At 72.3% G+C, this 25,099-nt stretch carries 21 protein-coding genes; 9 read left to right on the forward strand and 12 right to left on the reverse strand.

Annotated features, from left to right (window positions below; genetic code table 11):
- The first annotated feature begins 19 nt into the window (after positions 1 to 19).
- Genes ACIRVH_RS01685 through ACIRVH_RS01695 form a run of 3 tightly spaced genes read left to right on the forward strand, consistent with a single transcriptional unit; the run spans position 20 to position 3,887 of the window.
- Entirely contained in the window at positions 20 to 1,552 is a 1,533-nt protein-coding gene (locus ACIRVH_RS01685) for a VWA domain-containing protein (RefSeq protein ID WP_403947287.1), read from the forward strand.
- Positions 1,549 to 2,583 (forward strand): hypothetical protein, encoded by a 1,035-nt coding sequence (locus ACIRVH_RS01690; RefSeq protein ID WP_403947288.1) that lies wholly within the window; start codon positions 1,549 to 1,551, stop codon positions 2,581 to 2,583. Before ACIRVH_RS01685 ends, ACIRVH_RS01690 begins: the two co-directional genes overlap by 4 nt.
- On the forward strand, positions 2,580 to 3,887 hold the full coding sequence (locus ACIRVH_RS01695; protein WP_403947289.1) for an extracellular solute-binding protein: 1,308 nt from the start codon (positions 2,580 to 2,582) through the stop codon (positions 3,885 to 3,887). Before ACIRVH_RS01690 ends, ACIRVH_RS01695 begins: the two co-directional genes overlap by 4 nt.
- Positions 3,888 to 3,915: 28 nt before the next feature.
- On the opposite strand, the gene ACIRVH_RS01700 is transcribed toward ACIRVH_RS01695, so the two are convergent.
- On the reverse strand, positions 3,916 to 4,785 hold the full coding sequence (locus tag ACIRVH_RS01700; protein WP_403947290.1) for a LysR family transcriptional regulator: 870 nt from the start codon (positions 4,783 to 4,785) through the stop codon (positions 3,916 to 3,918).
- A gap of 148 nt (positions 4,786 to 4,933) precedes the next feature.
- On the opposite strand from ACIRVH_RS01700, the gene ACIRVH_RS01705 reads away from it, so the two are divergent.
- Together ACIRVH_RS01705 and ACIRVH_RS01710 are read left to right on the forward strand one after the other, a co-directional pair.
- Positions 4,934 to 5,140: a hypothetical protein gene (locus ACIRVH_RS01705; RefSeq protein WP_403947291.1), complete on the forward strand. Its 207-nt coding sequence runs from the start codon at positions 4,934 to 4,936 to the stop codon at positions 5,138 to 5,140.
- Positions 5,137 to 6,054: a TIGR03854 family LLM class F420-dependent oxidoreductase gene (locus tag ACIRVH_RS01710; protein ID WP_403947292.1), complete on the forward strand. Its 918-nt coding sequence runs from the start codon at positions 5,137 to 5,139 to the stop codon at positions 6,052 to 6,054. The genes ACIRVH_RS01705 and ACIRVH_RS01710 overlap by 4 nt, the downstream gene beginning before the upstream one ends.
- Before the next feature lie 19 nt (positions 6,055 to 6,073).
- Here the strand turns inward: ACIRVH_RS01710 and ACIRVH_RS01715 are convergent, their stop codons facing one another.
- The 4 genes from ACIRVH_RS01715 to ACIRVH_RS01730 all read right to left on the reverse strand — a co-directional run bounded on the left by ACIRVH_RS01715 (position 6,074) and on the right by ACIRVH_RS01730 (position 9,648).
- The gene (locus tag ACIRVH_RS01715) at positions 6,074 to 6,658 is read right to left on the reverse strand and encodes an NADPH-dependent FMN reductase (RefSeq protein ID WP_403947293.1); all 585 of its coding nucleotides are present in this window, start codon (positions 6,656 to 6,658) and stop codon (positions 6,074 to 6,076) included.
- Positions 6,655 to 7,629 (reverse strand): RNA polymerase sigma-70 factor, encoded by a 975-nt coding sequence (locus ACIRVH_RS01720; RefSeq protein WP_403947294.1) that lies wholly within the window; start codon positions 7,627 to 7,629, stop codon positions 6,655 to 6,657. The genes ACIRVH_RS01715 and ACIRVH_RS01720 overlap by 4 nt, the downstream gene beginning before the upstream one ends.
- Before the next feature lie 8 nt (positions 7,630 to 7,637).
- A complete protein-coding gene (locus ACIRVH_RS01725; RefSeq protein WP_403947295.1) occupies positions 7,638 to 8,405 on the reverse strand; it encodes an SDR family NAD(P)-dependent oxidoreductase in 768 nt (255 codons plus the stop codon).
- 100 nt (positions 8,406 to 8,505) lie between these two features.
- The gene (locus tag ACIRVH_RS01730; RefSeq protein ID WP_403947296.1) at positions 8,506 to 9,648 is read right to left on the reverse strand and encodes a magnesium and cobalt transport protein CorA; all 1,143 of its coding nucleotides are present in this window, start codon (positions 9,646 to 9,648) and stop codon (positions 8,506 to 8,508) included.
- Positions 9,649 to 9,803: 155 nt separating this feature from the next.
- Between ACIRVH_RS01730 and ACIRVH_RS01735 the strand changes: the two genes are divergently transcribed.
- Positions 9,804 to 10,913: a winged helix DNA-binding domain-containing protein gene (locus ACIRVH_RS01735; protein WP_403947297.1), complete on the forward strand. Its 1,110-nt coding sequence runs from the start codon at positions 9,804 to 9,806 to the stop codon at positions 10,911 to 10,913.
- Positions 10,914 to 11,043: 130 nt separating this feature from the next.
- Here the strand turns inward: ACIRVH_RS01735 and ACIRVH_RS01740 are convergent, their stop codons facing one another.
- The 3 genes from ACIRVH_RS01740 to ACIRVH_RS01750 form a co-directional block, all read right to left on the reverse strand.
- Positions 11,044 to 11,835, reverse strand: coding sequence for a S1 family peptidase (locus ACIRVH_RS01740; RefSeq protein WP_403947298.1), 792 nt, complete (start codon positions 11,833 to 11,835; stop codon positions 11,044 to 11,046).
- Between the two features lie 206 nt (positions 11,836 to 12,041).
- A complete protein-coding gene (locus tag ACIRVH_RS01745; protein ID WP_403947299.1) occupies positions 12,042 to 14,876 on the reverse strand; it encodes an ATP-binding protein in 2,835 nt (944 codons plus the stop codon).
- 172 nt (positions 14,877 to 15,048) lie between these two features.
- Positions 15,049 to 15,885 (reverse strand): response regulator transcription factor, encoded by an 837-nt coding sequence (locus tag ACIRVH_RS01750; protein ID WP_403947300.1) that lies wholly within the window; start codon positions 15,883 to 15,885, stop codon positions 15,049 to 15,051.
- A 128-nt stretch (positions 15,886 to 16,013) separates the two neighbouring features.
- On the opposite strand from ACIRVH_RS01750, the gene ACIRVH_RS01755 reads away from it, so the two are divergent.
- Together ACIRVH_RS01755 and ACIRVH_RS01760 are read left to right on the forward strand one after the other, a co-directional pair.
- Positions 16,014 to 17,687, forward strand: a complete 1,674-nt coding sequence (locus ACIRVH_RS01755; RefSeq protein ID WP_403947301.1) for an AMP-binding protein — start codon at positions 16,014 to 16,016, stop codon at positions 17,685 to 17,687.
- A complete protein-coding gene (locus ACIRVH_RS01760; protein WP_403947302.1) occupies positions 17,684 to 19,276 on the forward strand; it encodes an AMP-binding protein in 1,593 nt (530 codons plus the stop codon). Before ACIRVH_RS01755 ends, ACIRVH_RS01760 begins: the two co-directional genes overlap by 4 nt.
- Before the next feature lie 4 nt (positions 19,277 to 19,280).
- On the opposite strand, the gene ACIRVH_RS01765 is transcribed toward ACIRVH_RS01760, so the two are convergent.
- Complete coding sequence (locus ACIRVH_RS01765; protein ID WP_403947303.1) at positions 19,281 to 20,018, reverse strand: hypothetical protein; 738 nt, start codon at positions 20,016 to 20,018, stop codon at positions 19,281 to 19,283.
- A gap of 195 nt (positions 20,019 to 20,213) precedes the next feature.
- On the opposite strand from ACIRVH_RS01765, the gene gcl reads away from it, so the two are divergent.
- Positions 20,214 to 22,001 (forward strand): glyoxylate carboligase, encoded by a 1,788-nt coding sequence (gcl, locus tag ACIRVH_RS01770; RefSeq protein WP_403947304.1) that lies wholly within the window; start codon positions 20,214 to 20,216, stop codon positions 21,999 to 22,001.
- A gap of 109 nt (positions 22,002 to 22,110) precedes the next feature.
- Here gcl and ACIRVH_RS01775 read toward each other — a convergent pair whose 3' ends face one another.
- The 3 genes from ACIRVH_RS01775 to ACIRVH_RS01785 form a co-directional block, all read right to left on the reverse strand.
- Positions 22,111 to 22,680 carry a TIGR04222 domain-containing membrane protein gene (locus ACIRVH_RS01775; protein ID WP_403947305.1) on the reverse strand — a complete coding sequence of 190 codons (570 nt, stop codon included), beginning with the start codon at positions 22,678 to 22,680 and terminating at the stop codon, positions 22,111 to 22,113.
- Between the two features lie 159 nt (positions 22,681 to 22,839).
- Positions 22,840 to 23,073, reverse strand: coding sequence for a hypothetical protein (locus ACIRVH_RS01780; RefSeq protein WP_403947306.1), 234 nt, complete (start codon positions 23,071 to 23,073; stop codon positions 22,840 to 22,842).
- Positions 23,074 to 23,495: 422 nt separating this feature from the next.
- The gene (locus tag ACIRVH_RS01785) at positions 23,496 to 24,953 is read right to left on the reverse strand and encodes a catalase (RefSeq protein WP_403947307.1); all 1,458 of its coding nucleotides are present in this window, start codon (positions 24,951 to 24,953) and stop codon (positions 23,496 to 23,498) included.
- Between the last annotated feature and the right edge of the window lie 146 nt (positions 24,954 to 25,099).

Genomic DNA, 25,099 nt, shown 5'->3' on the forward strand with positions numbered 1-25,099 from the left:
AAGCGAGGGGGACGCAACCATGAGCGTGGCCGGGAGAAGCGAGCGCACCGAGGACATCACGGTGACCCTCGCGGTCGGCCAGGAGAAGGAACTGCCCGTCGTGCCGACCGCGGCCGGGCGGTCCCACGACCGGGAGATGCACGCCATCCTGGAGATCGGGGTCAGCAACAACGGCGCCCCGGGCATCGCCACCGGGGGCGCCCGAGGGGCCGGGCCCGCCCTCGCCGAGGTCCTGATCGTGGACACCTCCCGCTCCATGCTCCACCCGGACGCCAAGCTGCGCGCCGCCAAGGACGCCACGGTCGCCGCCCTGCGGCTGCTGCCCGAGGGCACCGCGTTCGCCGTGCTCTCCGGCCGGTTCGACGCCACCGTGGTGCACCCCGGCCCGCACCGTGAGGGCATGGCCGTCGCCGGGACCGCCGAGCGGGAGGCCGCCGAACGCGCCGTACGGATCCTGGACGCGAACGGCGGCACCGCCATCGGCCACTGGCTCGACCTGGCCCGGCGGCTGCTGAGCAAGCAGTCCGCGCCCGTGAAACACGTCCTGCTGCTCACCGACGGGCGCAACGAGCACGACCACCGCGCCGGTATGCGTCTGGACACCGCCCTGGAGGCGTGCGACGGCCGGTTCGTCTGTGACGCGTGGGGCATCGGCGACGACTGGGACGCCGACCTCCTGCTGGGCATCACCCGGCGGCTGCACGGCCGGGCCGGAGCCGTCCGCCGGGAGTCGGAACTGCCCGCCGCGTACGAGGAGTTGGTGAACGGACTGCTCGGCACGGCCGTCCCCGAGCTGCGCATCAAGATCACCCCGACGCCCGGCACCGTGATCCGCCAGGTCAAGCAGGTCGTGCCGAGCGAGCAGGAACTCCTCGCCACCGGCGCGGAGTTGGGCGCACGCGGCGCCGAGTACGTCACCCGCGCCTGGGGCGAGGAGACCCGGCACTTCCAGGTCGTGCTGACCGCCGACCCGACCGGCCGCGAGATCGACGAGGACCTCCAGCTCGCCGCCGTGGACGTGGTCGTACCCGACTTCGGGCCCGTCGTACGGCTGCCCGCGCCGCAGCCTGTCCTGGTGCGCTGGACCGACAACCCGCTCGACGCGTCCCGGCAGCATCCCGGGGTCCGCCGGCACGAGCTCTACCAGCAGGCGAGCGCCGCCGTGGCCCAGGCCTACCGGGCCTGGCTGCGCCGCGCGGAGGGCAGGGCGGAGGCGGACCGGGAACTCGCCCGGGCGCTGGCGCTGGCCGGCGAGCTCGGTGACGCCCACCTGCTGGGCGCCCTGCGCCGGATCGAGGCCGAGCCCGGCACGGGCCGGGTCCGCGACGGCCTCAAGGACGTCGACTGGCAGCACCTGATCCTCTCCAGCGCCATGACCACCCCACCGGAACAGCCCGCGGCGGACCCGCCCGCGGCAGGTCCGCCGGCCGTCGGCCCGGAGAGCCCGCCCGGCGCCGACGAGCTGATCGACTGCCCGGACTGCAAGTGGCTCGGCCCGGCGGACTCGGTGTACTGCGGCCGGTGCGGACGTCTCCTGGGGGGAACCCGGTGAGCGTCGACGCCCGCACCGGACCCGGCCGGCGGGTGCACGCCACCGCGGGCCCCCGCGACCGGGCCCCGCTGCCCCGCTTCCTCGGCCGCCTCCTCGGCGCCGGTCCGCGACCGCCGGACCCGGGCAGCACGACCGCGTACGAACTCGGCGTGCGCCGCCGCCTGCTGCTGGCGCTGACGGCGCTGCTGACCCTGTCCCTGTTCCTGTCCTACGAGGGTGTGCACGCGGACGCCAACCCGCTGCGTACCTCCAGCGCCCCCGCCGTCGTCGCCATCGACACCGCGCTGTACGCGCTCGGTGAGGCGCAGGCGGACGCGACCGGCGGGACCCCGTCGACCAGCGAGTTCCAGAAGCAGATCTCGGTGGCCGCGCAGAGCCTCGCCCTGGCCGCCGCCGACGACGTGGGCGGCCCGGGCGGCCGGCAGGCCCTGCAGACGGTCGCCGGACTGATCATCGGGTACACCGGCATGGTCGAGAAGGCCCAACTCCAGTCCCAGGGAAGCGTGTCGAGGGACGCCTACCTGAGCTATGCGACCAGCATTCTGAAGACCGCGAAGACCGGCATCGAGGACCGGCTCAGACGGCTGCAGGACGAGCATCGCGCCGTGGTCGGGCGGCAGACCTCCTTCGGATGGGCGCTGTGGCTCGGCTGGAGTGCGACCGTACTGCTCGCTCTCGCCCTGGGCGCCGCCCTGGTGGAGACACAGCTCTTCCTGCGCCGCCGCTTCCGGCGCAGGTTCAACCGTCAACTCGTCGCCGCATGCGCCCTGCTGGCCGGAGGGTTCACGACCCTCGCGCTGTTCACGGTGTGGACGCGCCGGGGCATGACGGACACCCGCGGTCTGCTCGACCGGCTGGTGTCCGGGCAGGCCGTCACGGACGCGGGGCAGCACACCGCCGGATACCTGGCGCACACCGGTTTCCGCGCGGCGGCCTCGGCGTGGATCGTGTTGGGAGGGATCGCGCTCATGGCGCTGACCGAGACGGGTCTGCGGCAGCACATCAACGACTACCGGTTCAGGCCCCGGTGAGCGCCCCCGGCAGCGGCCTCGCGGCCGCCACCCGGCGCCGCCCGGTGCGTACGGTCACCGTGCTGGTGATCTCCCTGGCCGTGCTGGCGGTCGCCGTCCTGCTGGGCGTACAGGCCCTCGGACAGGAACCGACCGTCACCCTGCTGGCCAACTGGACGGGCAAGGACGAGCAGTACTTCCGGGAGGCGGTCATCGACCCCTTCGAGCGCAAGTACCACGTCCACGTCGACTACCAGGGCAGCTCCGCGGAGAGTCAGGTGCTCAGCGCCGACGTCGAGGCCGGCACCCCGCCCGACGTGGTGGTGCTCACCGGTCCCGGTGAACTCGCCGCCTACGCGGACCAGCAGCAGCTGCAGCCGCTCGAGAAGCTCGTCCCGCACGGCGACTTCAGCAACTCCTGGGTGACTCCCAGGAACGGGCACGTGTACTGGTTCCCGCTCAAGGCCGACCTCAAGAGCATGGTCTGGTACCGGCCGGAGGTCGGTGCGCAGCAGCGCCGGAACGCGGCGAAGCGGCCGGACCAGTGGTGCCTCGGCATGGGCTCGGGTGCCACCAGCGGCTGGCCGGGCACCGACTGGATCGAGGACATCCTGCTGCAGCGGTACGGCCCGGGCGTCTACGAGCGGTGGGCGCGCGGCCTGCTGCCCTGGCAGTCCAAGGAGGTGGAGGGGGCCTGGATCACCTGGGGGAAGATGGTGGGCGCCGGCGGCTCCAGGGACCTCGTCCTGCGCGCGCTGCAGACCGAGTACCAGAAGGCGTCCGAGCTGGTGACGACGAACCCGCCCCAGTGCACCCTGGAGCATCAGGCCTCCTTCATCCGCAACCTGGATCCGTGGCAGGAGGCGCGCGGCCGCTACGAGCGCTCGGCCCGCCTCATCCCCGGCGCCACCCAGGACAACGCGTGGGAGGTCTCCGGCGACCTGGTCGCCCTGCTGCACGCCACCCCGCAGGCGAAGGAGCTGATCCGCCACCTCGCCGCCGCCGGGACCCAGCGGGCGTGGAGCGTCAAGGAGGCCGGCCTCTCCGCCAACGACCGGGCACAGCCCACGGCCGGTGACTCCACCCCCTCCTGGCGCCGTTCGCTGGCCCGGACCCTCCTCGACCCCGGGGCGGTCCACTGCTTCGACGCCTCCGACGCCATGCCGCCGCCGGTGCGCGACGCCTTCACCCAGGCGACCATCGACTTCCTCGCCGATCCGCGGCAACTGGACGACCTGCTGAAGAACCTGGACAGCCTCGGCAGCGCGGAGAGCCTGAGCTGGCTGACCTCCGTATGCGACCGCACCCCGAAGAGAGGACCATGAACGACTCCCAGGGCCTGGTGCCCGGCCCTCAGGGCTCGGTGGCGTCGAGCGCCGCCTGGGCGACCCTCCGTACCACGGTCCTTCGGTCGGCGCTGCGCCAGGCGAGCGCGGTCGAGCAGTGGATGTTCCCGGACAGGGGCACGATGACGACGTTGGCGCGGGCGTAGTGCTCGTCGGTGCTCTCCGAGACCAGCGCGACACCGCGGCCTACGGAGACGAGTTCGAGGGTCTCCTCGATGGACCGTGACCTCACCATGTCCGGCGGCTCGGTGATGCCCACGGCCTGCGGCGTGCGGAACTCGGCCCAGGCCCGGTCCTCGGAGAGGGGAACGACCCAGGTGCGCCCGGCGAGTTCGGACGGCTCGACACGGTCACGCCCGGCCAGCGGATCGTCCAGCGGGAGGGCGACCGCCCGCCGGTCACTGGCCACGGTCAGGCTGCGGATCGTGGGGTCGTCCAGCGGCGGCCACACGATGGCGAGGTCGGACTGACCGGACGTCAGACCGCAGCTCGGGTCGGCGTAGTCGTAGCGGCGCAGGGTGATGTCGGCGTTCGTCTCGTCCCGGACGAGCTTCATGAGCCACGAGGTGCGGCGGCCGGCCGCCTCCCCCATGAAGCCGATCGTGAGCCGCGGTCCGCGGTCCGCGAGCAGCGCGTCGACCTGGGCGGCCGCGTCCACGGCCGCGAGGGCGTCCCCGAGCAACTGCCGCCCGAAGTCGGTGAGATGAACGCCGTCGCGGGTGCGGCTCAGGAGCGGCCGGCCGGCCTCGGCCTCCAGGCGGCGGATCGCGTCGCTCACCGCCGGCTGCCGCACCTCGAGGGCGTCGGCCGCCCGCTGGAACGAACCCGTGCGAGCGACGGCGGCGAAGGCACGCAACATGGCAAGCGTCGTGGGCACCTCCGGAGCATAACCGGCACGCTCCCAACCATCGCTTATGGCCATCGACTCCGCTTATGGGGGCGGCGGGTGCGTCAGGGCCGATGCTCGACGGCATGCGGCGCCGCGGGGGTGCCGCACCCGCACCCGGAGGAAGGAGGTGAAGGGCGTGCACAACGAGGCCCCGGAGGTCGCGCTGTCCTGCGACCCCGAGCTGAACGACCGCTACGGCGACCGCGTCCACATCCGCCGCCAGCCGGACCGCCGACGGCGCCGTCCTGTCCACGGCCACCACGCTCGGCAGACTGCTCCGGCGCGCCGACACCGAGGCACGGAAGTGACGGTCGGCGGGAAAGGCGATCTGATACCGGTATGAAGATTCGCATCGGCGTGGGGAACGTGCCCGAGCGCGGTACACCGCCCGGCGATCCCGATCTCGCCCGTCTGGTGACCGAGTTGGAGACGCACGGGATCGACTCGGTGTGGCTGTCCGATCTGGTCTCCGCGCCGGGCGTGGTCGATCCGCTGGTCGGCGTCGGCTACGCCGCGGGTCTCACCGAGCGGCTCAAGCTCGGCATGAGCGTGGTGGTCCTGCCCGGCCGCAACCCGGCGGTGCTCGCGGCGCAGCTGGCGAGTCTGGCCGCGCTGGCCCCGCGCCGCGTCCTGCCCGTCTTCGGTGTCCGCCCCGCCCGGCACGCCGACCGGGCGGTGTTCCCCGTGCCGGACGGGCGGCGCGCCGAGGTGTTCGAGGAGGCACTGGGCGTGGTGCGGGCCCTGCTGACCGAGCCGGTCGTCACGCACCACGGCCGGTACTTCCACCTGGACGGGGCCTCGGTCGCCCCGCTGCCCGCGCGGCCCCTGGACCTGTGGCTCAGCGGCCGGGTCCCGGCCGCCCTGGACCGGGTCGGCCGGCTCGGTGACGGCTGGCTCGGCAGCAACATCACCCCGGCCGAGGCCGAAGGCTGCCGGGCCCGGATCGTGAGCGCCGCCGACCGCGCGGCCCGCACGATCGAGGAGGACCACTACGGCACCTACCTGACGATCGTCCAGGACGACGCCGACGAGCACGCCGTGGACGCCCTGCTGGCCCGGCTGCGCCAGGACCGCCCCGACGTGGCCGACCCGCGCACCCTGCTGTGCTGGGGCTGGGCCGACGCCCGTGAGCACCTGCGCCGGCTCACCGACGCCGGCCTGTCGAAGTTCGTGGTGCGCCCGGCGGGCCCGGTGACCTCGCGCCGCGCCTTCGTCGAGGCGTTCACCACCGAGCTGACGCCCCTGGAGAACCGCTGACTGCCGCCGCCCGCGGGTTTCAGACGGCGGCCGGGGAGGCGGGTGCCCGCAGCGGGCGGAGCGCCCCCGCCCAGGCCAGCAACTCGTCCACCAGTCCGCGCAGTTCCGCCGTACGCAGCTCCTGCGGCGTGAACTCGGCGAAGTTCACGAAGTCCTCGCGCAGCGACAGCGCCACCTGCGGCCCGATGTCCGCCATCCGCAGCGGCCCCGCCTGCGCGCGCAGCTTCTGCACCGCCATGACCGCGCCGTAGAGGCCGTAACCGACATAGCCGACCGGCTTGCCGCCCCACTCGTCGTAGAGGTAGTCGATGGCGTTGGTCAGGGCGGCGGGCGGGGCGGTGTTGTACTCGGGCGTGACAACGACGAAGGCGTCGAACGAGCCGATCCGCTCGGCCCATCGCCGGGTGTGCGGCTGCTGTCCCGGTGCCCTGCGTGCCGGGACGGCCTCGTCGAGCAGCGGCAGCGCGTGGTCCTTCAGGTCCACGAGCTCGAAGTCCGCGGCGTCGCCCGCGTGTTCGGCCGCCATGTCGCGTACCCACCGGGCCACCTGCTCGCCGTTCCGGCCGGGGCGGGTGCTGCCGAGGATGACACCGGTCCTGATCATGTCCGATTCTCCTGTTCCGTTTCTGGTGTGCCGAACCCGTGGCGGCTCGGTCCCTGGTTCGCCTCGCGGAGGATCGCCCAGGTGTCCGCCACCGGGCCCACGTGCCCGAGCTTGTCGGGGTTGAGCACCGAGCGGATCGTCTGGATCCGCCCGTCGACGACGTCGAGCGCCCAGGTGTTGATGACCCGGCCCTCCCGGTCGCGGAAGATCGCGCCGGGCTGCCCGTTCACCTCGTGCGGTTCCATGACGCCGCCGATCCGGGTGTACGACAGGACGATCACGCCGAGCACCCGGGACACGTCTCCGGCGCCACGGAAGGCGGGCTTCCACTGCGGGGCCTTGCCGCCGCTGTCGCCGACCATCGCCACGTCGGCCGCGAGCAGCTCCCGCAGTCCGTCGACGTCCCCTTCCCGGAAGGCGTCGAGGAAGCGTCGGGCGAGTTCCTCGCGCTCGCGCCGGTCGGCCTCGAAGCGGGGCCGGCCCGCGTCCATGTGACGGCGTGCCCGCACCGCGAGTTGACGGCATGCCGCCTCCGACCGCCCGACGGCCGAAGCGACTTCGGGGAAGCCGAAGCCGAACACCTCCCGCAGGACGAAGACCGCGCGCTCCAGCGGGCTGAGCCGCTCCAGCAGCAACAGGGCGGCCATCGACAGCGAGTCGGTCAGTTCCGCTGAGCGTTCCGGGTCCTGGTAGGGGTCGGTGAGCAGTGGTTCGGGGAACCACGGCCCGACGTACTCCTCGCGCCGGACCCGGGCCGAGCGCAGCACGTCGATCGAGATGCGGGTCACCACCGCCGAGAGGAAGGCCTTCGCCGACTCGGGGCGGGCCGGGGACGTCTCGTAGCGCAGCCAGGTCTCCTGGACCGCGTCCTCGGCCTCGCCGACGCTGCCGAGGATCCGGTAGGAGATCGAGAACAGCAGCGGCCGAAGCTCTTCGAACTCCGCGGTGGCACGTATGTCGATTGCAGTCATCGGCTTCGCTACCAGGGCAGCGGTCCGTCCGCGTTGAAGAACCAGGCGGTCGGCCCGTCGGTCGTGAGCGTGGCCAGCCGCACCACGACCTCGGCCCCCTGGGCGGGGGTGAGGTACCCGCGGTGGTCGTTGATGTCCGTGTCGACGTAACCGGGGTCGGCGGCGTTGATCAGGAAGCCGTCCTTGCGCAACTCCTGGGCGTACTGCACGGTCAGCGCGTTCAGCGCGGTCTTGGAGGGCATGTACGCGGCCGACGTCGGCAGCCCCGCCATCGGGCCGTCCGGCTGACTGGTGAGGGTCAGCGACGCGGCGGCGCTGCTGACGTTGACGATCCGCGGCGCCGGTGACCTCCGCAGCAGCGGGAGCATCGCGTTGGTCACCGCGATCACCCCGAAGACATTGGTCTCGAACACCGACCGGACCATGTCCAGGTCGACGGTGCTGGGGATCTGATCCCGGGCGTCCTCGGGCGAGACCTGCCCCGAGCCGGTGATGCCCGCGTTGTTGACGAGCACGTCGAGGTGGCCGAATCGCTCCTCGATCTCCCGCGCGGCCTCCCGGACGGTCGTCGCGTCGGTCACGTCCAGGGTGACCGCGTGCGCGTGGCCGCCCGCCGCGCACACCTCGGCGGCTGCCTCCTCGCCGCGCCGCGGGTCTCTGGCGCCGATCAGGACCCTCATGCCCGACGCGGCGAGCTGCTCGGCGACCGCACGGCCGATCCCCTTGTTCGCGCCGGTGATCAACGCCACCTTCCGGTGAGTGGTGGGCTCGTTCACGATCAAGCTCCTGTCCGGGTGAGACTGTGTTCGCTACCCAAGACGAGACAGCCGGTCCGTCTGTGACATGGCGGACCGCGCCGAGCGGGGACCGAGGCCTCTAGAGCCAGTCCCGCCGCTTGAAGATGACGTACAGGCTGACGCAGACGACCCCCATCAGCCCGATCGCGAAGGGGTAGCCGAACGCCCAGTGCAGCTCCGGCATGTGCGAGAAGTTCATGCCGTAGATCGTCCCGACCAGGGTCGGCGCGAACAGGATCGCCGCCCACGAGGAGATCTTCTTGACCTCCTCGTTCTGCTCGAACCCCGCCTCCGCCAGGGCCCGCATCTCCGCGTTCTGCTGCTGGGTCACCAGGGTCGCGTTGACGGTCAGGATCTCGGTGAGGGCCTGGCGGAAGCCGTCGACGCGTTCGCTGGTGTGGGTGACGTGGTCGGCGACGTCACGGAGGTAGCGCTGAAGTTCCTCGTCGGTCTCGTACTTGGCGAAACCCGCCATCAGACCGTGCAGCATGCCGACCAGGGGGCGGGTGGCGCGCTGGAACTCGACCATCTCGCGGGAGAGTTCGTAGATGCGGCGGGACACCTCAGGGTCGCCGCGGAAGACCTCCGTCTCGATCTCGTCGATGTCGTTCTGGACGCCGGAGACGACCGGCGCGTAGCCGTCGACCACCGCGTCGAGGATCGCGTACAGGACCGCTTCGGGGCCCAGCTTCAGCAGTTCGGGGGAGTCCTCCATGCGGTGGCGGACCGCGGACAGGTCGGGGGCCGCGCCGTGCCGGACGGTGATGACGAAGTCGGCGCCGACGAAGACGTGCAGCTCGCCGAAGTCGACCTCCTCCGGCGCGTCCAGGTAGCGGGCGGCACGCAGGACGACGAAGAGCGTGTCGCCGTAGCGCTCCAGCTTCGGCCGCTGGTGGGCCTCCATCGCGTCCTCGACGGCGAGCGGGTGCAGATCGAACTCGGCGGCCAGGGAGAGGAGTTCTTTCGCCGTGGGCCGGGCGAGGCCGATCCAGGCCATGCCCGAGGGCTGTTCGCGCAGTTCGCGGAAGGTCTCGGCGAGCGTGGTGGGGGAGGAGACACGGACGCCGTCGCGGTACAGCGCCGCCTGGACGACACTGACCGGCCCGGCCGGCTCCGAGGGCTCCGGGGCGGCCGTGGTGGTCTCGGCGGAGGGGGCCGCGGTGACGGCGCGGCGCCAGACGGACCTGCGGCCGCCGTTTTTGCCGTTGGGGCGCTCGGACATCGGCCGGCCTCTCCGTCGAGCCTGCGTACGGCGTGATCACGAAGCGGAATACGTGCAGGATAGCCGCGGTCTCCGGCTCCGGGCGCCCGGACCCGGACAGGGTTCGGTGAGAGTTACGGACAGAAGGTGTCCGCAATCGGCGCTAGCGTGCGGGCATGACGAAGAGCAGCGCGGCGCGGACTCCCCTCCTGGACACCCGTGCCCTGAACCGTGCCACCCTCGACCGGCAGCTCCTGCTGCGCCGCTCCCCGCTGTCCGCCGCGGACGCCGTACGGCACCTCCTCGGCCTGCAGGCACAGAACGTCAGGCCCCCGTACTACGCCCTCGCCGCCCGCCTCGACGGCTTCGCCCCCGAGCAGCTGTCCGCGCTCCTGGCCGACCGCGAGGTCGTCCGGATCGTCACCCTGCGGTCCACCATCCACACCCACACCGCCGAGGACTGCCTGACGCTCCGGCCGCTCGTCCAGCCCGCCCGGGACCGGGAGCTGACGAACTTCCGCAAGGGCCTCGCCGGAGTCGACCTCGACCGGCTGGCCGCACTCTCCCGGGAGCTGGTCGAAGCCGAGCCGCGGACCATGGCCCAGCTGCGCGAGGCGCTCGGCGCCGAGTGGCCGGACGCCGACCCGCAGTCCCTCGGCGTCGCCGCCCGCTGCCGGCTGCCCCTGGTCCAGGTGACCCCGCGCGGTCTGTGGGGCCGCAGCGGACAGGTGGCGCTGACGACGGCCGAGCGCTGGCTGGGCCGTCCGGCCGAGCCGGCTCCCGCCCCCGACGCCGTGGTCCTGCGCTACCTCGCCGCGTTCGGTCCCGCCTCCGTCAAGGACATGCAGACCTGGGCCGGACTCACCCGGCTCAAGGACGCTTTCGAACGCCTGCGCCCGCGGCTCCTCACCTTCCGGGACCCGAACGGAGTCGAACTGTTCGACCTGCCCGACGCGCCCCGCCCCGACCCCGACACCCCGGCCCCGCCGCGCTTCCTGCCCGAGTTCGACAACCTGCTCCTCTCCCACGCCGACCGCACACGCGTCATACCCCCCGAGCACTGGGGCCGCAGCTGGCAGGGCAACCAGGCCTACCGCACCCTCCTCGTCGACGGCTTCCTGGCCGGCCTGTGGAAGCCGGACGGCGACACCCTGGTCATCGAGCCCTTCGGGGAGCTCACGAAGGCCCAGCGGGAGGACGTGACCGCGGAGGGCGCCCGGATGCTGACGACGCTGCACCCCGGGACGTCGTACGACATCCGGTTCGGCACCGTCGTACGGCGCTGAGCCGCCCCCCGGACGTCTCAGCGCCGTACGCGCGTGGAGAGGGGGGGGGGGGGGGGGGGGGGGGGGGGGGGGCCCCCCCCCCCCCCCCCTGGTATCTACCTGAGGGATGCTCAGGTGTGCTGCTTCCGGGTCACGAGTTGACCTGCGTGGTCACGAGGTTCGAGAAGGCGGTCAGCCGGGTGTACACACCCGGGTAACCGGCCTCCGCGCACCCCTCGCCCCAGGAAGTGATCCCTGCCAGGACGCCCCCGATGAGCAGGGGACCGCCGCTGTCGCCCTGGCAGGTGTCTACGCCACCGGATGTGTATCCGGCGCAAACCATGTCGGACTGGACGTAGTCCGAACCGTAGGAGCTCTTGCAGCTGGAGTCGGACACGATCGGGACGGTCGCGGTCCGCAGCTGGTTGGAGGAGCTGCCGTTCTCCGAGGTGGTGCCCCAGCCGAGGATGCGGGCCGTGGTGCCGGCCGCGTACACGCCCGTCTGGGACGAGGAGACGTACTTCGCCGCGGTGTACGGCATCGACGTCGAGAGGGTCAGGACGGCCACGTCGTCGCCGTTGGTGGCGTCGGTGTAGTCCGGGTTGATCCAGATCTTGCTGACCCGGCTGACCGTGCCGTTGGTGCCGTTCAGGTAGGTCCGGCCGCCGACCACGCGGACACTGCCGGTCGACTCGCCGATCATGCAGTGCGCGGCCGTCACGACCTTCTTGGCGGCCACCAGGGTGCCGCCGCAGAACTGGTTACCGGACGCGTCCGTGATCTGCATCACGAAGGGGTACGCCGTCGTGGTGGTGGTCGTACCGCCCACGATGGGCTGGGGTGCGGCGGTCGCCGTGGGGGAGGCGATCAGCGCGGTCGCCGCGGCGGCGGCGGTGGCCACCAGGGTCGCGGCGGTCTTTCTGGCACGTCTTGACCCGAACATGAGTCTCCTCAGTGGGGGTTGCTGCCGGTGGGGGGTCGCGCGGGCGGGGGTTGTGCACGGGGGGCGCGGGACCGACCCCCGTATGCCCGGGCGAGCGGCACGCCCTTTACGCTAGGACCCGGATCCCTCGGCTCCCAATGAGGGAACCCCCTAGGGGGTTGGGTGAGGGAAAACCCTCGGTCCGGCTCAGTTAACCTGGCGCGCCGTCACTTCGCGCGCCGCGCCGCCGCCAAACGGACGATGTCCACCCGCGATCGGATCCCCAGCTTGCGGTAGACCCGGGTCAGCGTCGCCTCGACCGTCTTCACACTGACGAACAGTCGGGACGCGATCTCCCTGTTCGTGGCGCCCTCCATGACCAGCGCCGCGACCTGACGCTCCATCGCGGCCAGGCCCGCCAGCGCGTCCATCGTGTCCGGGACGGCGAGGGCCGGCTCGGGCTCCGGGGCGGCGAGAGCCTCGTCCACCTGGCGCAGCCACGGTAGCGCGCGGCAGCGGCGGAACAGCCGGGTGGCCTCGTCGTACGCCGTCGACCTGCGCGGGCCGCCCTCCGGGCGCCGGGCGCGCAGCTGGGCCAGCGCGAACGCGGCCCGGGCCTCCTCCAGGCCGTAACCGAGCTTCGCGAGCCGGTCCTGAGCGGACGTCAGCTGGGCGACGGCCGCCTCGTGGTCGCCGTGCGCGGCGCGCACCAGCGCCTCCGCACGGTCGAGCACGGCGATGACGCTGTCCCGGCCGAGCCTGAGGGCGTGCTCGCGGCTGGCGTCGATGACGTCCTGCGCCTCGGCCGGTTCACCGATGCGGACCAGCGCCTCGGCGAGGTCGCCGTGCCAGCGGCCGCGCGCCGGGTCGGTGATGCCGAGACCCAGCTCCAGGCGGCGCACCCGGCGCAGCGAGCGCACCGTGCCCGCCGGATCGCCGGCCACCAACTGGGCGTACCCGAGCGCGCCCAGCGCCCGGGACAGGTACATCTGGTCGCCGTCCTCCTCGGCGTGCTCCACCGCCTCCCGGGCCAGGGACAGCGCGCGGTCCACGTCCCCGCCGGAGGCCTCCGCGAGCGAGGTGAGCATCGCCGAGGCGGTCTCGCCGATACCGGAGTCCCGGGCGAGCCGCAGGCTGTCGCGAGCCACCTCCAGGGCGCGGCCGCAGTGCCCGGCGTGCAGCTCCGTCTCCGCGAGGCCGCGCAGGAAGTGCACCTCGCTCTCCACCGAGCCGCGCCGGCGCACCTCGCGCAGCAGCGCGGTGACCGTCGCCCGGGCCTCGGCCAGCTGGTCACCCATGATCAGCCAGCGGAACCGGGCGCTGCCCGCGCCGTTGTGGTGGCAGGCCACCGTCGGGTCCTGGGGCTCCTTCAGGGCGCGCTTGATGGTCCGGGGGGCCTCCGGATGGCCCATCAGGGTCTCGGTCTGCGCCTGGAAGGCGAGGGAGAGCAGTTCGGTGCGCCGGTCGCCGCCGCGCTCGGCCAGCTCGGCGGCGTGCGCGGCCGCCTCCCGGGCCTCGGTGAAGTCGCCCGCCACGATCAGCGCCCGCCACGCCAGCTGGTAGTGGACGAGGGCCAGCAGCCGCGGGTCGTCGCCGGCGTCGGCGAGGGCCTGCGGGAAGACGGAATCGACCTCGGCCATGGTGTGGCCGGCGGTGTCGATGACGATGATCCAGGCCCGCACCCGCTCGGCGGGCACGGTCGCCCGGGTGAGCACCTCGCGGGCGATGTCCCGGGCCAGGTCGAGATCGCCCGCGGTGATCGCGTCCTCGGAGGCCTGCAGTCGTCGCTCGTCGGGTCCGGGCACGCTGTCGGCGGGGGTGTGCCGGGCCGCGAGGAGCCCCAGCTGGGCGGCGACCGACGGGGCGCCCCGGTCCCGGGCGAGGGCCGCGGCCTCGGCGAGCCGGGCGGCCACGTCGGGGTCGGTGCCGGTGGTGGCGAGGGCGAGGTGCCGGGCCCGCTCGATCGGGTCGGAGGCGGCGGTGGACAGCGCCGCGTGCGCGGCCCGCCGCTCCTGAGCGGGTGCCTCGGCGTACAGCGCGGCGGAGATGAGCGGGTGCGCGAACCGTACGGCCGGCGCGTCCGGCTCGGTGGCGAGCAGCCCGAGTTCGGCGGCCTGGGCGCACTCGGCCTCGGCGTTCTCCCGGCCGGCCGCGTGCAGCAGCGCCGGGGTGGGGCGGGCGCCGGCGCTGGCCACCAGCAGGGTGCGGCGGGCCTCGACCGAGAGCATGTCCAGGCGGCTGAGCACCAGGGCGCGCAGCGAGGTCGGCACCGGCAGGGGTTCGCCCGGCCGGGGCGGGGTGGGGCTCTCGGCGAGGGCGCGGCCCAGCTCCAGGGCGAACAGCGGGTTGCCGCCGCTGGTGCGATGGATCTCGCGCACCGTGGAGCGGGGCAGGCTGCCGTGGCCGCGGTGGTCGAGCAGCTGGGCCACCTGGGTGCGGGTGAGCGGGCCGAGCCGGACGGCGAGCGTGTCCGGCGGGCAGGCGCGCAGATGGCGGTCGTACTCCTGGCTCTCCTGGCCCTCCGTGCGCACCGCGCACAGCAGCTGCACCGGGGTGCCCTCGAGGCGGCGGGCGGCGAAGCCGAGCAGTTCGGCGCTGGCCGGATCCAGCCACTGCAGATCGTCGGCGACGACCAGGACCGGCCCCCGGGCGGCGAGTGCGCGCAGCGCGGAGAGCACCGCGAGGCGCAGGGCGAGGCCGTCGCGCTGGAGGCTGGACTCGCCGCGTCCGGTGAGCGCCGACTCCAGGGCGGTGCGCTGGGCCGCGGGCAGCCGCGGGGAGACGTCGTCGAGCACCAGACCGAGCAGGTCGGCGAGGGCCAGGAAGGGCAGGTGGGATTCGGACTCCGTGGCGGAGCAGCGCAGGACGGTGCGCGCGCTGGCGCCGTATTCCTCGGCCAATGCCCGCAGGACGGTCGATTTCCCTATTCCGGCGGGGCCGTGCAGGAGCACGCTGCCGCCCGAGGCGAGTTGGTCACGGGCCGCCGCGAACAGCTCCTCGCGGCCGATGAGCAGGTCGGGGCGGCATCGGGCAGGCTCCTGGAAGTCCCGTCGCACGGTCACCGCTCCCCTCCTGTGTCGTGTCCGGGCCAAATTCTAAGCAACGATCCTTTAAATTCGGACGGAAGCCGTGGTGAGGGAAATAACAAACGGTCACGCATAGGTAAATTCAAAGCGACGTTGCCTGAATGGGCAAGGTTCCTCACGGTTGCTGTGAAGAGCCCCACGGGCCCGCCTACGGCAGCAGTCCAGCCCGCCTCGCCGCGGTCACCGCCTCCCCTCGTGTGTGCGCGCCCAGCTTCCGCATCGCCGAGCGCAGATAGCCTTTCACCGTCTCCGGGCGCAGGCCCAGCCGTTCGGCCACGGCCGCGTTCGTGGCGCCCTCCGCCACCCAGGACAGCACGTCCAGCTCGCGTGGCGCCAGGCTCGCGCCCCCGGCGGGGCGAGGTACGGCCAGCAGTCCGCAGGCGGCGAGCAGCTCGGCGCGCAGGCCCGGGTCGGCGATCCGGGGCGCCAGCGCGCGCAGCGCCGCATGAGCCTCGCGCACCTGCTCCCAGGCGGCACCCTGCCCCTCGGACCCGTCGGCGGGCTCCGGCCGGGCCGCCGCCAGCAGTACCCGCGCCTCGTCCCGCACCACCAGCGCCTGCTCCACGTCCCGAGCCACCGCCACCGCCTCGCCCAGCGTGCGGTCGCCCAGCGGCTGGGCCGTCCGCAGCGCGCCGTACAGCACCCCGCGCACCCGCCGCCGTACGACGACCGGCACCGCGAGCACCGAGCGGATGCCCTCGGCGGCCACCGGGACGTCGTACTCGTGGCTGATCTGACGGGAGCTGGAGTAGTCCGTGACCGCGCACGGCCGGGCCAGCGCGACCGCCTTGCCGCCCAGCCCGTTGCCGGAGGTCACCGCGAGCGAGCTGAGGGCGGCGGTGGCCGTGCCGCTCAGCTCGCTGATGCGGATCTGCGGCCGCCCGTACTCGACCAGGCCGCCGAAGGCGACCGGAAGCCCCGTGGTGCGCCGCAGCCGGACCAGCGCACCGCGTATCTCCACCGCCGCCACGGCCTGTGTTGACACCTCTTCACTCCTTCGGTGCGGTCACGTGGGGGGACCACACCCCCGTTCGGGGGTAGTGAGACCTGCATCACGGATTAGACGATGCCAGAGAGCCGCCCGGCAATGGTCCGGAACCTAGGAGGACGCAGATGACGACGGCGACCGAGGTCTTCAGGAGTGCCCGGGACTTCCTGCTGGAGCACCGCGAGGACTACGCCACCGCGCACGAGGGCTTCGCCTGGCCGCGGCCCGAGCACTTCAACTGGGCGCTGGACTGGTTCGACGTGATCGCCGACGGCAACGACCGGACCGCCCTGCACATCGTCGAGGAGGACGGCACCGAGATCCGGCTGACCTTCGCCGAGATGGCCGAGCGTTCGAACCGGGTCGCGAACCACCTGCGCGCGCGGGGCGTCGCCGCCGAGGACCGCATCCTGGTCATGCTCGGCAACCAGGCCGAGCTGTGGGAGACCGCGCTGGCCGCGATGAAGCTGCGCGCCGTCGTCATCCCGGCCACCCCGCTGCTCGGCGCCGCCGACCTGCGCGACCGGGTCGAGCGCGGCCGGGTCAAGCACGTGCTGGTCCGGGCCGAGGACGCCGCCAAGTTCGCGGACGTGCCCGGCGGCTACACCCGGATCGCGGTCGGCGGGGTGCCGCAGGAGGGCTGGGAGGCGTACGAGGTCGCGTACACCGCCCCCGCCGAGTTCACCCCCGACGGGCCCACGCTGGCCGACGACCCGCTGATGCTGTACTTCACCTCCGGCACGACCGCCCGCCCCAAGCTGGTCGAGCACACCCACACCTCGTACCCCATCGGGCACCTGGCCACCATGTACTGGATCGGCCTCAGGCCCGGTGACGTGCACCTGAACATCTCCTCGCCCGGCTGGGCCAAGCACGCCTGGTCCAACCTGTTCGCCCCCTGGAACGCCGAGGCGACCGTCTTCATCCACAACTACGCGCGCTTCGACGCGGGCCGGCTGATGGCCGAGATGGACCGGGCCGGGGTGACCACCTTCTGCGCCCCGCCGACCGTGTGGCGCATGCTCATCCAGGCCGACCTGAGCCAGCTCGCCACCCCGCCCCGCGAGGTCGTCGCGGCGGGCGAACCGCTGAACCCCGAGGTCATCGAGCAGGTCCGCCGGGCCTGGGACGTCACCATCCGGGACGGCTTCGGGCAGACCGAGACCGCCGTCCAGGTCTCCAACAGCCCCGGCCAGCTCCTGAAGACCGGCTCCATGGGCCGGCCCAGCCCCGGCTACCGCGTCGAACTCCTCGACCCGGTCTCCGGCGCCCCCGGCGCCACCGAGGGCGAGATCGCCCTCGACCTCTCCGAGCGCCCGGTGGGCCTGATGACCGGCTACCACGGTGACCCGGACCGCACCGCCGAGGCCATGGCCGGCGGCTACTACCGCACCGGCGACATCGCCTCCCGGGACGAGGACGGCTACCTGACGTACGTCGGCCGCGCGGACGACGTCTTCAAGGCCTCCGACTACAAGATCAGCCCGTTCGAGCTGGAGAGCGCGCTGCTGGAGCACGAGGCGGTCGCAGAGGCCGCGGTCGTGCCCGCACCGGACGAGCTGCGCCTCGCCGTGCCCAAGGCGTACGTCGTCCTCGCCGAGGGCTGGCAGCCCGGACCCGACACCGCGAAGGTGCTGTTCGAGCACTCCCGCGAGGTCCTCGCCCCCTACAAGCGCATCCGCCGTCTGGAGTTCGGCGCCCTGCCCAAGACCGTCTCCGGCAAGATCCGCCGGATCGAGCTGCGCGAGGCCACGGCCGCGGGCTCGCAGGACGAGTACCGCGAGGAGGACTTCCGGTGACCTCGGAATCGTCGTACACGCACGGCACGAGCGGGACGACCCTGCTCGGCGACACGATCGGCGCCAACCTGGACCGGGCCGTCGCCGCCTGGCCGGACCGCGAGGCGCTCGTCGACGTGCCGTCGGGACGGCGCTGGACGTACGCCCGGTTCGGCGCGGACGTCGACACGCTGGCCCGCGCGCTCCTCGCGAGCGGGGTCGCCAAGGGCGACCGGGTGGGCATCTGGGCCGTCAACTGCCCCGAGTGGGTGCTGGTCCAGTACGCCACCGCCCGCATCGGCGCGATCATGGTGAACATCAACCCGGCCTACCGCACCCACGAGGTCGAGTACGTCCTCAACCAGGCCGGCGTCTCGCTGCTCTTCGCCTCCCTCAGCCACAAGGCCAGCGACTACCGCGCGATGGTCGAGGAGGTGCGGGGCAGGTGCCCGCAGCTGCGGGAGACCGTCTACATCGGCGACCCGACCTGGGAGGCGCTGCTCGGCCGCGCGACCCCCGACGTCCGGTTCGAGGCCCTGTCCTGCGACGACCCCATCAACATCCAGTACACCTCGGGGACCACCGGCTTCCCGAAGGGGGCCACCCTCTCCCACCACAACATCCTGAACAACGGCTATTTCGTGGGTGAGTCGATCGCCTACACGGAGCAGGACCGGATCTGCATCCCGGTGCCCTTCTACCACTGCTTCGGCATGGTGATGGGCAACCTCGCCGCCACCTCGCACGGCGCCTGCATGGTCGTCCCGGCGCCGTCCTTCGACCCGAAGGCCACGCTGGACGCAGTCCAGCAGGAGCGCTGCACGTCCCTGTACGGCGTGCCGACCATGTTCATCGCGGAGCTGAACCTCCCCGACTTCGCGTCGTACGACCTCTCGTCCCTGCGCACCGGCATCATGGCGGGCTCGCCCTGCCCGGTCGAGGTGATGAAGCGGGTGGTCGCCGAGATGCACATGGAGGAGGTGTCCATCTGCTACGGCATGACCGAGACCTCCCCGGTCTCCCTGCAGACCCGCATCGAGGACGACCTGGAGCACCGCACGGGCACCGTCGGCCGGGTCCTGCCGCACCTGGAGGTCAAGGTCGTCGACCCGGCCACCGGGGTCACCCAGCCGCGCGGCACGGCGGGTGAGCTGTGCACCCGCGGGTACAGCGTGATGCTCGGCTACTGGAACGAGCCCGAGAAGACCGCCGAGGCCGTCGACGCGGGCCGCTGGATGCACACCGGGGACCTCGCGATGATGCGCGAGGACGGGTACGTGGAGATCGTCGGCCGGATCAAGGACATGATCATCCGGGGCGGCGAGAACATCTACCCGCGTGAGATCGAGGAGTTCCTCTACGTCCATCCGAAGATCCGGGACGTGCAGATCGTCGGGGTGCCGCACCAGAAGTACGGTGAGGAGGTCCTCGCCTGCGTGATCCCGCACGACACGGCCGACCCGCTCACCCTGGAGGACCTGCGCGCCTTCTGCCAGGGCCGGCTCGCCCACTACAAGATCCCGAGCCGACTGCAGCTCCTCGACTCCTTCCCGATGACGGTGTCCGGGAAGGTGCGCAAGGTGGAGCTGCGGGAGAAGTACGGGGTCTAGGCGGTCAGACCACGCCCGATCTGGCGAGTTTCCGGCCCGGACCGTTCACCGGGGTCGGGGTGCCCGTAAGGTCGAGGACGAACAGGGGGACGCCCAGCGTGTCGGCGCGAGCGCGGGCGTCCTCGGCGTATCCGGCCAGGGAGAAGTAGACACAGCCCGCGGACTCCGTCATGGCCGTCAGCCACAGGCACTCCACGTCCCGCAGCGAGGCCGGGCGCACGGCGGGGTCCACCTGGGCGACCAGGCCGTGCGCGGCCAGGCCTATGCCGGACGGGGGCCGCTGGTCGGCGCGGCGTATGTCCCGGTAGCCGAGCCAGCGTAAGTACAGCGCGGTGGCGGTGACGGCGTCCCGCGCGGTGCGGATGGTGACGGGCCGGAACGGGATCCGTCCGTTGTACCGCGGGGCGGCCGTTCCCGGCCGCGCGGTCGGCGCCGGGGTGTCACTCGGCACGGCCGCCCCGGGGCGTGCCCCCGGTGACGGGGCGTCGCTCACCGGAATGCGCAGGACCGTGCCGCACGGGCAGCCCAGCTCCGGGTGCGGCAGCTGATGGGTGAGACCGCAGGCGGTGCAGCGCACGGTGACCCAGTCCTCGTCCCAGGTGCGGTGCGCGAGGACGGCCGGCGCGGCCGCCGGGTCCAGCCGCGGGGCGCAGGGCCTGCCGCAGGCGCAGGGATACGGCGGCGCGGCGTAGACGTGCTCGCGCCGACAGGCCGGACAGCGCACCGGCACGCTTTCGGGCATGGCCACTCCAGGCGTCGCATCGGGACTGCGCCCCCCATCGTGCTCCTGTCGGACCCTCCTTGTCCCTCTCTTGACGACCTTCGGCGACCCCCCTACATTGATTTCAGATAGTAGAAATTACTTTCCGCAATACGGAAGTACTCGCCGCGGGGCGCGACGGGAGTACGCATCCGACAGCCGAAGCAGGAGTACTCGATGGCTCGTATGACCGCTGCCCGCGCGGCAGTTGAGATCCTCAAGCGCGAGGGCGTCACGGACGCCTTCGGTGTGCCGGGCGCGGCGATCAACCCCTTCTACAAGGCGCTGAAGGAGGGCGGCGGGATCAACCACACGCTCGCCCGCCACGTCGAGGGCGCCTCGCACATGGCCGAGGGGTACACCCGGACCAAGCCGGGCAACATCGGCGTCTGCATCGGCACCTCGGGCCCCGCGGGCACCGACATGATCACCGGCCTGTACTCGGCCATCGGCGACTCCATCCCGATCCTGTGCATCACGGGCCAGGCGCCCACGAGCGTGATCCACAAGGAGGACTTCCAGGCCGTCGACATCGCCTCGATCGCCAAGCCGGTCACCAAAATGGCGGTCACCGTCCTGGAGGCCGCGCAGGTCCCCGGCGTCTTCCAGCAGGCCTTCCACCTGATGCGCTCCGGCCGTCCCGGACCGGTCCTGATCGACCTGCCGATCGACGTCCAGCTCACCGAGATCGAGTTCGACCCGGAGACGTACGAGCCGCTCCCGGTCTACAAGCCGGCCGCGACCCGCGCCCAGATCGAGAAGGCCCTCTCCTTCCTCCTGGCGTCCGAGCGTCCGCTCCTCGTCGCCGGTGGCGGCATCATCGGCGCCGACGCCGTCGACCTGCTGGTCGAGTTCGCCGAGCTGACCCAGACCCCGGTCGTCCCGACCCTGATGGGTTGGGGCGCCCTGCCCGACGACCACGAGCTGAACGCCGGCATGGTCGGCGTCCAGACCTCGCACCGCTACGGCAACGCGAACTTCCTGGAGTCCGACTTCGTTCTCGGCATCGGCAACCGCTGGGCCAACCGCCACACCGGCTACAAGCTCGACGTCTACCGCCAGGGCCGCAAGTTCGTCCACGTCGACATCGAGCCCACCCAGATCGGCAAGATCTTCCCGCCGGACTACGGTGTCGTCTCCGACGCCAAGGCCGCGCTGGAGCTGTTCGTCGAGGTCGCCAAGGAGCTGAAGGCCGAGGGCAGGCTGCCCGACCGCGCCGAGTGGGTCGCCTCCACCCAGGAGCGCAAGGCCACCCTGCTGCGCCGGACCCACTTCGACAACGTGCCGATGAAGCCGCAGCGCGTGTACGAGGAGATGAACAAGGCCTTCGGCCCGGAGACCCGGTACGTCACCACGATCGGCCTCTCCCAGATCGCCGGCGCGCAGATGCTGCACGTCTACAAGCCGCGCCACTGGATCAACTGCGGCCAGGCCGGCCCGCTCGGCTGGACCATCCCGGCCGCGATCGGCGTCGCCAAGGCCGACCCGGAGTCCCCGGTGGTCGCCCTCTCCGGCGACTACGACTTCCAGTTCCTGATCGAGGAGCTGGCGGTCGCCGCCCAGCACCGGATCCCCTACGTCCACGTTCTCGTGAACAACGCGTACCTGGGCCTGATCCGGCAGGCGCAGATCGGCCTGGACCTCAACTTCCAGGTCAACCTGGAGTTCGAGAACATCAACACTCCTGAGATCGGCGTCTACGGCGTCGACCACGTCAAGGTCGCCGAGGGCCTGGGCTGCAAGGCGATCCGGGTCACCGAGCCGGACCAGCTGGGCGCCGCCTTCGAGCAGGCGAAGAAGCTGGCCGCCGAGTACCAGGTGCCGGTCGTCGTCGAGGCGATCCTGGAGCGCATCACCAACATCTCGATGAGCCGGACGATGGACATCAGCGACATCTCCGAGTTCGAGGACCTGGCCACCGAGCCCGGCCACGCGCCGACGTCGATCAAGCCGCTGAAGGTCTGATCCGGCACCAGCGCGCGAGAACACGCCAGGGGCGGTCCGTCCGAGGGGGACGGGCCGCCCCTGGCGCATGCGCGGGCGCACGGATCTGCGACCGTCGGGTGCACGCCGGTCACACCGCCCCGCAGCTGAACCCCCCACCGCCCGAGCTGCCCCAGGACCGGGGCAGCTCGTGTTCCGTGGTGCCGCCGCGGCCCGTCAGGCCCGCGTCCCTGGTGAAGCGCGGGGCCAGCACGGTCAGAGCCCTGTCGCCGTGCAGGGCCACCAGCAGCAGCGTGTCCTCGGAGGACGGGCCCGAGCCGCGGACGGGCAGCGGATGCCGGGCGCGCAGGTCTCTCAGGGCCCGGCGGCCGGCGCGGGTACGGCCCGGGAGGACGGCCCGCAGCAGGCCCGCACCGACCAGGTCCGCGCGCAGCTCGCCGAGCGCCTCCCGCACCGGCCGCCGGTCCAGCAACTGCCGCATGCCGGCAGGGCGGTAGAGGCCTGCGTGCACCGCCTTCGCGAGCTTCGTGAGGGCCGCTCCGGGCGCCGGACCCGAGGTTCGCATCGTGCCCGCCCGCCCGGCCCTCACCGCACCCCGCAGATGCAGGCCCAGCACCGCCACCGTCACGGCGGCCCGGGCACCTCCCCGCAGCAGAGCGAGCGCCTGCGGTTCCGTCGGGATCCTCGTCGTACCAGCCATCTCGCACCCCCGTACGGGACCCGCCGCCCCCGTGCCGGCGGGCCCCGTCTGTCGGTGTTGTGCCCGCCGGTGCCGGTGGTCGAAGCCTCTCTCGCGGTGTTCAGAGGTTGATTTGAGGGTTGCGTAGGCCGGGTACGGCCGCTGTCGTACCCGCCGTCCCTAGATCTCGTGCTCGGACAGGCCCGGCCAGTCGTCGGGCCCGCCGCCCTGCCACTCGATGAGGTCGCTCTCCTCGACCTCGATGCGGTCCAGGTCGGCCAGCCGCAGGATCTCGACGACGTCGTCCAGGTGGGAGGCGAGCCCCAGGGTCACGTCCCCCTCGGTGACGCGCCGGGAGCCGTCGAGGGCCGGAGCATGGACCACGATGTGCGGGTACTGCGTCGGATTGCCCATGGCATCAGCGTCCTGCGGAAGCGGCAGGAGCGCACCCCCGGAGCCCGGACAGCACGAAAGCGCCCCCTGCGGCCAGGGGGCGCTTTCGGTGCCGTGTGATGGCCGTCCGACGGCGCGAGGCTGGGCGCGACAGGACATTCGCGCCGCCGGACGGAGACGGGGACCCAGCACCGAGGTCGTGGCTGGGGACCTGGCACCGAGGTCGTGGCTGGGGACCGCGGCGGATGCGACGGAGCCGGGAACCCTTCCCTCTGGTCGAGAAGGGTGCTCGATTCCTTCACCACCGCACTGGCTCGCACACCGCCGCGGTCCTCGCCCTGCCCGCCGTACCGAGTGGTCACCCCTCATCCGGACCGCTCGGTTGCGGGTCGTCGGCGTCCGGGCCCGACCTCCCCGTCGGAACCCGGACGCTGTCAGTGGCCTCAGTCCTCGCGCAGGGCGCGGACCGCCTCCTCGACGCGCTTGCCGTACTCGGGGTCGGCGGCGTGGAAGTGGGCCAGGTTCTTCTCGATCACGTCGTCGCGGGAGACCTGCGAGAGGCCACCGGCGATGTTCGCGACCAGACGCTGCTTCTCCTCCTGGGACATCAGCCGGTACAGCTCGCCCGCCTGGGAGAAGTCGTCGTCCTTGGTGTGCAGCGGGGCCTCGTGGGCGCCGGTGTGGCCGGAGACCGCCAGCGGGGCCGACAGCGGGCGGCCGGTCTCCACCGGGCCGTCGTACGAGTTCGGCTCGTAGTTCTTGGCGTGGCGGCCCTGGGCGTTGGACGCCATGAAGCCGTCGCGGCCGTAGTTCTGCGCGGTCGTCGCCTTCGGGGCGTTGACGGCGAGTTGGGTGTGGTTGACGCCCAGGCGGTAGCGGTGGGCGTCCGCGTAGGCGAACAGCCGGCCCTGGAGCATCTTGTCGGGGGAGGGGCCGATGCCCGGCACGAAGTTGTTCGGGGAGAACGCGGCCTGCTCGACCTCGGCGAACACGTTGTCCGGGTTGCGGTCCAGCACCAGGCGGCCGACCCGCTGCAGCGGGTAGTCCCGGTGCGGCCACACCTTGGTCAGGTCGAACGGGTTGAAGCGGTAGTCGGCCGCCTCGGCCGCCGGCATGAGCTGGACGTACAGGGTCCAGGACGGGTGCACCCCGCGCTCGATGGCCTGCAGCAGGTCCGTCTGGTGCGAGTTGGGGTCCTTGCCGGCCTGCTCGGCGCCCTGCTCGGCGGAGAGGCAGCGGATGCCCTGGTTCGTCTTGAAGTGGTACTTGACGAAGAAGGCCTCACCCTCGGCGTTCGTCCACTGGTAGGTGTGCGAGCCGTAGCCGTTCATGTGGCGGTACGACGCCGGGATGCCGCGGTCGCCCATCAGCCAGGTCACCTGGTGCGTGGCCTCGGGGGCGTGCGCCCAGAAGTCCCAGACGTTGTCCGGCTCCTGCCGGCCGGTGAACGGGTCCCGCTTCTGCGAGTGGATGAAGTCGGGGAACTTGATCGGGTCCTTGATGAAGAACACCGGGGTGTTGTTGCCGACGAGGTCGTAGTTGCCCTCCTCGGTGTAGAACTTCACCGCGAAACCGCGCGGGTCACGGACCGCGTCCGCGCCGCCGAGGGAGTCGGCGACCGTCGAGAAGCGCAGGAACACCTCGGTGCGCTTGCCGACCGCGCTCAGGAAGTCGGCGTGGGTGAAGCCGGTGACGTCGTCGGTCACCTCGAAGTGGCCGTACGCGCCGGAGCCGCGGGCGTGCACCACACGCTCCGGGATCCGCTCGCGGTTGAAGCGCGCCAGCTTCTCCAGGAGGTGCTGGTCCTGGAGCAACAGCGGGCCGCCGACGCCCGCCGAGGCTGAGTTCTGGTTGTCGGCGACCGGGGCGCCGGACTCTGTCGTGAGCACGCGCTTCGACATCGTGGACCTTCCGTGCGAGAGGGCAGCGGGAATCTTCGGAACTTTCGGAAAGAGACTTCCGCTTTATGGAGCTTCCGCTGGCGTGAGCCTAGATTTGGGTGGACGAGACGTCAACAGTTTGTTGAAGTCGATTCCGGACCGCGGTG

It is taken from the genome of Streptomyces sp. NPDC101165, assembly GCF_044768135.1.
Classification (GTDB): domain Bacteria; phylum Actinomycetota; class Actinomycetes; order Streptomycetales; family Streptomycetaceae; genus Streptomyces.

Bases quoted from the DNA above. Each gene is read 5' to 3' on its own strand.
- ACIRVH_RS01685 (WP_403947287.1), top strand. From the start codon at position 20: ATGAGCGTGGCCGGGAGAAGCGAGCGCACCGAGGACATCACGGTGACC.
- ACIRVH_RS01710 (WP_403947292.1), top strand. From the start codon at position 5,137: ATGAAGATTCGCATCGGCGTGGGGAACGTGCCCGAGCGCGGTACACCG.
- ACIRVH_RS01715 (WP_403947293.1), bottom strand. From the start codon at position 6,658: ATGATCAGGACCGGTGTCATCCTCGGCAGCACCCGCCCCGGCCGGAAC.
- ACIRVH_RS01720 (WP_403947294.1), bottom strand. From the start codon at position 7,629: ATGACTGCAATCGACATACGTGCCACCGCGGAGTTCGAAGAGCTTCGG.
- ACIRVH_RS01730 (WP_403947296.1), bottom strand. From the start codon at position 9,648: ATGTCCGAGCGCCCCAACGGCAAAAACGGCGGCCGCAGGTCCGTCTGG.
- ACIRVH_RS01735 (WP_403947297.1), top strand. From the start codon at position 9,804: ATGACGAAGAGCAGCGCGGCGCGGACTCCCCTCCTGGACACCCGTGCC.
- ACIRVH_RS01740 (WP_403947298.1), bottom strand. From the start codon at position 11,835: ATGTTCGGGTCAAGACGTGCCAGAAAGACCGCCGCGACCCTGGTGGCC.
- ACIRVH_RS01755 (WP_403947301.1), top strand. From the start codon at position 16,014: ATGACGACGGCGACCGAGGTCTTCAGGAGTGCCCGGGACTTCCTGCTG.
- ACIRVH_RS01765 (WP_403947303.1), bottom strand. From the start codon at position 20,018: ATGCCCGAAAGCGTGCCGGTGCGCTGTCCGGCCTGTCGGCGCGAGCAC.
- gcl (WP_403947304.1), top strand. From the start codon at position 20,214: ATGGCTCGTATGACCGCTGCCCGCGCGGCAGTTGAGATCCTCAAGCGC.
- ACIRVH_RS01775 (WP_403947305.1), bottom strand. From the start codon at position 22,680: ATGGCTGGTACGACGAGGATCCCGACGGAACCGCAGGCGCTCGCTCTG.
- ACIRVH_RS01780 (WP_403947306.1), bottom strand. From the start codon at position 23,073: ATGGGCAATCCGACGCAGTACCCGCACATCGTGGTCCATGCTCCGGCC.
- ACIRVH_RS01785 (WP_403947307.1), bottom strand. From the start codon at position 24,953: ATGTCGAAGCGCGTGCTCACGACAGAGTCCGGCGCCCCGGTCGCCGAC.